We start from the raw sequence: 7,946 nt of genomic DNA on the forward strand, positions 1-7,946 counted from the left end.
TGTGACGATCTGTACCTGTTCTCTGATATCCTGTTCCCGTTTGGTTAACATAAGATTTGCCTCCATTTGTTTTCTAATTTTATGATAAACCATGAACCTTGGAATAAGCTTTTTTGATTTCAAAAAACTAAAAAAGGCCAGGTTTCCCTGACCTTTGTCTTCAGTCTGAAACCTTTTCAAAAAAAGGTTTACAAATAGTGTGATGGTTCGTAATGTCTTCATCTTCAGGAATCTGAAGGATGTTATTTCGCGATATTGCTCACAATTTGCAGCTTTCTTTGAAGCTTCAAACAGATAGTGCTTTTACAAAAATATCCTGACTTGGAGGGACATTTAGTATCCAGCCTTCTCGGTTAACCCAATGACTGAATACGTCCATATGCTCCATACAGTAGCAAAGAAACTGTCGCAGATTTTCACTGCGTTCCTTTTGTAAAAGTTTTTTCTACAACGATCATAAACTAAAATTGCTGATTAATCAAGATGTTTTGCAGAAAAAGGAAAAACAGAGTATAAATATATCAATTTTTAATAAATAATGTTAGTGCTCTAGGAAGGTTTTATGCAATAGTATTCACCAATATAACGATTAAAAGCAGTGTGTCACAGATAAAAAATTAAAAATAGGATTGGCCAAAAATTTTGAAGATAGTTATTGACATATGCTTTTTATGTATTATAATAATTTATAAATAGCATATGTCAATAACGGACTGTTGTCAATAGCTCAACCAATATTGCAACAATGCTTTCGAAAAGGGGTGTAAACCTTGTCAAAAATTATAGAAAAGAGGAATAAAATGGATATCGAAGATAATAAAAGTCAATTAGTCAATGATTATGCCATCGAAAATTTCAAAAGTGGTTTAAATTGCGCAGAAAGCGTCTATGATGCGTTGCTGCGTGCCGGTGTTTTGAATGTGCCAAAGGAAACAATCGCGATGTGTACCGGTTTTGGCGGCGGCATCGGACTTTGCGGTGAAACCTGTGGTGCTTTGTCAGCTGCTGTGATGGCAAATAGTGCGGTCTATGGCAGAAATGATCCCTGGAGCATCGATGCTGACGTGCGGGGACCTGAAGTCGGTCAAAAATATTATCGCCGTTATAATAACCTGGTTAAAGAATTCGGCGAAATGAATGGCTGTACAACCTGTCGCGCCATCTGTGAGCCGTTTGAAGATTGGAATGGAAAAGACCGACGCGTACACTGTATGAAAATGGTGGGGACAACGGCTCAATTAGCTTATAAATATCTGCAAATCTCTCAAAATGAAGCGTTCGAGCTGCCATATGGCGAAAAAATGAGTGATAACAAAAAGAAGTAGTCAAAAGAGCTGCCTTACCAATGTATTGAAAATTTAGTTGATCCGAAGGTGACCAGCGTATAAATTTTGAGTTAACCTGGTTATGGATACAGATAAAAAAGGGTAAAGCAGTCATCAAAAAAATAGTTGCAATGTTAGCATTTCAATGTTATACTTTTTTTGTATTTTAGATGCGATTAAATAAAATTTGCTAGTTACCGATGAGCATTTTTTCGTACTGAAAAACTAAAATTAAATACAGCTTAAAGATAAAAGAATACCGGGAATCAATGGTGAACAACCACAGGATTCTATTAGGTCGGGTAAATTTAAAAGCGGTATGATCGCAGTTTACCTTAAAGGAATATGGGTGAGAATCCCAAACAGATGCGCTACCGTGATTGCCGCGAGGCATCAGTCGGGAACTCATTCTTTCATCGACAGGTTTGATCCAACGCAAAGAGGATCATATCAAGCAAAGTTCTACAGCATATTCTGGAACTTCTGTCACAAGTCATTTTGACTTGGATGGGAGTTCTTTTTATGCTTAAAAATAAAGTTGAGTTTGAAGGAGGAGAAGATGACAACAGGATAAAAGAAAAGGAATAATTTTACTGGTTAGTGAGGAAGATGAATGTGAAGTCTATTATTTCCAAAAGAGGGGATGAGCAATAGGAATAAATTATAAAGTGATATAAACCAAAAAAGGGATAGTACAAACGCTAATTTGTATTATCCCCGGGTCATAAATTTATGCGATTGATTATGACCCTTCTATTATGTCACTCAGACCTTGTTAAAAAATTAAATGGTTTGAGAAAAAAGAAAAAATAAAGAAATAGGAGTGAAGATTAATGAAAAAGTATTTACAGAGTTTTATATTGATATTGGTAATGATATTGGAATTATTACCACCGGTAAGCATTGTTAATGCGGAAGGATCACAAGCAGGATGGAATCCAACTGACGGCAGTTATGTGATTTCAACTGCAGCGGATTTGGATGCATTCCGGGTGGCATTAGCCGGCGGCAATGATTTCGGTGGAAAGACCATTACTCTAGCCAATGACATTAATATCGGGGATTATAAGCTGACAGCTTTCAGCAAATATTCGACGACTTTTTATGGGGACTTTGACGGACAGGGTCACAAGATCATCGGATTTAATGATCCGGTTTATGGTTTATTTAATTATATGTCGGGTTCTGTTAAAAACCTTGAGCTCAATGTTGCCATTCTCGATGGGAAAATAGCAGCAACAGATGATTACTATGCATTGGCATGTACTTGTGGAAACATTGAAAACTGCAAAGTCAGTGGATCGATTGTTCGAAACAATGCAGCAGATACAACAACGACGGCTGGTTTCGGTTACTGCATGTCTGTCAGTAATAAAATAATGAGCAGTTGTGTCAGTTCCATTGATATTACCGCTCCCAACGGAACTGTATGTGGTATTTTCACCCAGAAAAATACCAATAAAATGATCGATTGTATATGTACGGGGACACTAATCGGCAAGACGATATTACCTTTAGCGGGACAAAAGAAATCGGTCGATTGTTTTTATAACAACGATGGCATAAAAGGAACTCTTTCGACATTTGCTAGAGGGACTGGAAAAACAGCCATTGAGCTCAAACAGCCAGCCACTTTTACTAACTGGGATGGTAATTATACCTGGGTTTTGAATAATGACAACTATCCGGAACTAAAAGCATTTGGAACACTGAGTGATGCTGATAAAACTCTATTTAAACAGACCATTGCTGATGGAGAGACAGGAGTTAAAAGAACTGAATATTATACGCCGGGAAGCATCACTGCAATACAAACCGCTTTGGATGCGGCAAAAGCGGTGGATCTTGACAAGGTAACGCTTCCAACGCTTCTGGATACGGGAAGAAGTTTACAGGCAACCCTTAAAAATGCGATTGTGATACCGGATAAAAATGCGTTAAAGAAGATTATAGATTTAGCGGAAACCTATACTGGTGACACATCAAAATATACAGCTTACAGTTTAGGACAGTTAAATACATATGTGGGTTACGCAAAAGATAGTGCCTTGAATAATGTGGAAGCAAGCCAGATAACTGTTGATTCGTATATTACGAGCGTTCAAGGAAAAATTGATGCGCTAGTCTCGATTGTGGATCTGGATACTGCATTGAAAAATTCGGATGCCTATAAAGCAGCTGATTATACTACCGACAGTTTTGCTAAGTTGACGGCTGCAGTATCGGCAGCGGAAAATCTGCAGAACAGTGCTTCAAACAGTTCAAACGAGATTACCAAAGATCAGGTGACAGCAGCAGTGCAGGGCATCAATGATACCATCACGGGGTTGGTTAAAGTTAATCAGGGCGTGGATAAAAATGCCCTACAGAAAGCGGTAACGGATGCGGATGCTGCCGGTTATATCGAAGCAAACTATTCCAGTGATGCCTGGAAAACTTACAGTGACTGTTTAAGCGCCGCCAAAACAGTTCTTGCTAAAACCGATGCAACCCAGACAGAAGTGGACACGGCAAAAACAAACCTGTCCAGTGCGATCACAACAACCCTGACCAATGGGGCCCTGATTGCCGACAAAACGGTCTTGAAAGTTCAACTGGATCGGGCCGGATCACTGGTGGAGAGCAATTATACACCGCAGAGCTATGCAGCAGTGACAACTGCTAAAGCGGTAGCTCAGACGTGCTATGATAACAGCAAATTGACTAAAAATGATCAGCATGAGGTGGATGCAAAAACCAGTGATTTGAAATTGGCCATTGATGCATTGGTCAAGGTCAATGTGAATACTCCACCGACGCTGAGTAAGAACGAAGCAGGTCAGTATACAGTCAGCAGTGTGTCTGATCTTAACGCTTTAAGGTCAGATCTCCAAAGTGGTTATAGCTACACTGGAGAGACGGTGATCATGACCAGCGATATTGATGCTGCCGGGCTTACTGCTTATCAAACACCGTTGACTCAATACTACATTTTTGATGGTACTTTTGATGGGCGAGGCCATACCATTTCCAATTATTCCGATAATCAGTCCGGTCTTTTCAGCGTTATCGGCTCAAACGGAATTGTTGGAGATTTCATTGTCAAGGTCAATCTGACCTATGACGGAACCACCGGAATAGACTACAAAGCTTATAACAGTTATAATTCAACCAATCAAACCGGAATTGTTGCTGATTTTAATGGCGGCAAGGTAACCCGTTGCGGAGTCACTGGAAGTATTGCTTTTACCGGGGCGAGTTCAGCCGGATCACTCGTTGGCGAACAATATGTTAGTTTAATGAAAGAAGCAGTGGGGGATACGATCTCGCTCAAAGGTGTTACCAAAAACTGCTATAGCCGCGTGACAGTAACCAGCACCGCGAAAACAGATGTGAAGTATTATGGGTTAAGCAACAATGGAACAGTTGAAGATTCCTATTATGCGGGAGTTTGGTCCGGGTCCATCAGCGCTGATTCTCAGCCCATCGGGGGAGGAACCATTACCAATTGTTTCTATGACAGCAGCATTTTGGGAAAAACCCTGAATGATATAAAAGGTAAAGGTACAGCCAAACTGACCCGAATGATGCAGCAAGTCGCCACCTACACAGCTGTCGGCTGGGATTTCACTCAGAGTTGGACAGTGGATTCAACCGCTAATGACGGTTATCCAAAACTTGATTTTTCCAAAAAAGACACCCTAAACAAACGTCAGGTGATAGCCCTTAATTTTGTTCTGGAACCGCGAACCTATGATGCATCTAATTTTGAAACCAGTCGGATGACAAAGCTGAAAGATGTTCAAATTGTCAATGATCTCGGAACAAATCCCTATCATTTAAAAGTGAACTATTCAGTGAAAGATGATCCTTTTTATGTGGGAACGATGGGAGACAATGCCAGAGGTTATGTTACCTTTAATTCTCTGACCATCTCCTACGATCCCAACAGCGAAGTAGATTATGAACTGGACCCCGGCGTTTTAACCGGTGGTCAGCGAAATGTGGCTCGGGGTCAATTCTTAGAAGACAGTACTGCCGCTCCTACTCCAGCCCAACAGCAGCAGATTATTGCAGATTCTAAGGAAGCCTGCAACTTAATCATCAAAAAGTGGCTCGGAGAAAATCCTGATCCTTCCAAAAGCTATGATCCCTGGATTGTGATGGCTGCTGCCAGAAACGATTATGCAGTGCCGGATGGATTCTATGATGACTATTTTAAAACCCTCACCAAAAAATATGCAGATCTAAAAGCTCAAGGGAAAGAAGGAAAAACATTTGATGCCTGTGATACTGCTAAGGATGCCCTTCTAATTGAAGCGATTGGTTATGATCCCCGCAATGTGGGCGGCTACGATCTCATCGATATTTTAAGCCGCAATGATACCGCTACCAACGGCAAGTATTTTGCCGGACAGTATGCAACCTTTGCCATAACGGCTCAGGACTTTGCATTGACTCAGGATAGTGAGCATATGGATGTTAAAGCTTATATTCACAGTCTGGCAAAAATAACAACAACTGATGTACAGGGAAATACCATCCAAAACGATACAGCTTCCGATATGGCGGTTATGGGCATTCAGCCGATTATGGCCTACTACAATCCCAATGCACAACCAGGTGACGAATGGTACGATGTCAAAGTCGCCGTTGAGTTTTATTTAAATATGTTTAACAATGCTCAGAGCTACAAGGGCTCGTTCTGGGGTGGTTATGGAGGAGAGGAATATCTCAATTCAAAAACATTTGACTTTTCCAACTATTGGACCAATGCGCAAGTGAACATTTCACTTGGAATGGCCGGAATCAGTCCCTTTGATTCCCGTTTTGTTAAAAATGGGAACTCACCTTTAAGTGCGCTTTTAACCTCCTTTGATCTTAAAAAGGGAACCTATGATTCATCAATCGACTCCTATGATCCCACCCAGATTACCCGGGGAATCAATGCCCTGGTTCGTTCTGCCGAAGGAAAAAACCAGTTCTTTAATATGCGTGATGTAGCCAATTCAACCGTTGCAGTCAACAATGCGATTGCCGCCTTACCGGAAATCATTACCGTCGACAACAAAACAGCGGTACAGTCGGCATCGTCTCTCTATGATGCTTTAAACACAGATAAAAAGGCAACCATCAGTACCGCGAATACCGCCAAACTGGCCGCTGCCAAAACATCCGCCGGGATTAGTCAGACTGGTGATGAGGTTAAAGTCGTCATCGCTCAGATTACAGCCCTTCCTGAAGTGGCGGCGATAACGCTTGATAATCAGAAAGCCGTCACTGATGCTCGAAGTGCTTATAATGCTTTGAGTGCAGGTGATCAGAGTCAAGTTACCAATTACACCAAACTGACCGACTGCGAAGCAAAGATTGCTGATCTTCAAAAATCAGCAGGTGCCGACAGTGTGGCAGCCCAGAGTGTCACCAAGCAGATTACCGAACTGGGAACCATCACCAGTTACGATCAGAAAGCTGCCGTGGTGGCAGCCCGAAGCGCTTATAACGACTTGACCAACGCTCAAAAATTGCTGGTAACAGCTGATACACTGGCTATACTAACCAATGCTGAAGCTGCGATTGAAACACTCAAACCGACCACCGGCAGCATCACCATCGATGTGGAACGCTTCACCATTGGTCAGGGTTTTTATGTAGAACCGGTGACCCTGGACATCACCGATGGCGAAACGGCCCGACAGGCCATTGAAAAACTGCTGGGAGCCGAAAACCTGGAAGGTGAGGTGGGTTACCTGCGGGCGGTGAAAGGTGCCGATACCGGAACGGCCACGATTCCCGACTATATTGTTGATAAATTGGGCGGAGCCAACAGTACCGTGGCCAATACCTATACCAGCCGTTACAGCGGTAATGTCCTGGGTGAGTTTGACTACAGCAAGTACTCCGGCTGGATGTATTTCGTGAACAACCAAACCCCCAACGTGGGAATGGATGCCTACACGTTAAAAAATGGCGATGTCATGCGTCTGGCCTTCACCTACTGGGGAACCGGAAGTGATTTAACCGGAATTGAATACGGCACCAACACAACCCTGGTGGCAATCGCCAACAAGGACAGCCTGATCAAAGCACTGGCCACCGTCAACGGAAACAGCGCCTACTTAAATGACAAAGACATCAGCAGCGCTTATGACACCGCCATGACGGTGGTGCAGAACATGACTGCTACCGCAAAAGCAACCAACGACGCGGCCACCGCCCTGAACACGGCAATAGCAGCATACAAACCGGGGGATCCCACTGCCGCCGATAAGGCTGCCGCTAAAACTGTCACCGATCAGATTGCCGCTTTGTCGGCCGCTGACAAACTGGCGATTAGCGACAAAACAGCTGTGGCCGCCGCCCGTACCGCCTATGATGCGCTGAGTGCTACCCAGAAAAATCTGGTGACCAACCTGAGCACCTTAACCGCGGCCGAAGCGAAAATCACCGAACTGGAAAAATCCAGTGCCGTCGATAAAGCCACCGGCATTGAAGTGATTGGTCTGCCGGCCGGAACCGCCATTAAGGTGGTCGGGGAAACCGACAATGCAGATAAAACGGCTGAAGCCCAAAAGGCTGCCGCCGCTGCCGGCATCACCGATGCCAAAGTGGTAAGTCTGTATGACATCAAACCCGATATGA

Annotated in this window: 2 protein-coding genes and 1 riboswitch; both genes read left to right on the forward strand. The window is 43.0% G+C overall.

Going from position 1 to position 7,946, the window contains the following annotated elements:
• Positions 1-289: 289 nt before the first annotated feature.
• Positions 290-475: riboswitch (cobalamin riboswitch) on the reverse strand.
• Between the two features lie 325 nt (positions 476-800).
• Positions 801-1,325, forward strand: coding sequence for a C-GCAxxG-C-C family protein (locus tag FZC41_RS16870; RefSeq protein ID WP_148568623.1), 525 nt, complete (start codon positions 801-803; stop codon positions 1,323-1,325).
• An 833-nt stretch (positions 1,326-2,158) separates the two neighbouring features.
• The coding region (locus FZC41_RS16875; protein ID WP_148568624.1) for a DUF4430 domain-containing protein at positions 2,159-7,946 on the forward strand (5,788 nt) is incomplete at its 3' end.

Source organism: Acetobacterium paludosum (assembly GCF_008086595.1).
GTDB lineage: Bacteria > Bacillota > Clostridia > Eubacteriales > Eubacteriaceae > Acetobacterium > Acetobacterium paludosum.

Bases quoted from the DNA above. Each gene is read 5' to 3' on its own strand.
- FZC41_RS16870 (WP_148568623.1), top strand. From the start codon at position 801: ATGGATATCGAAGATAATAAAAGTCAATTAGTCAATGATTATGCCATC.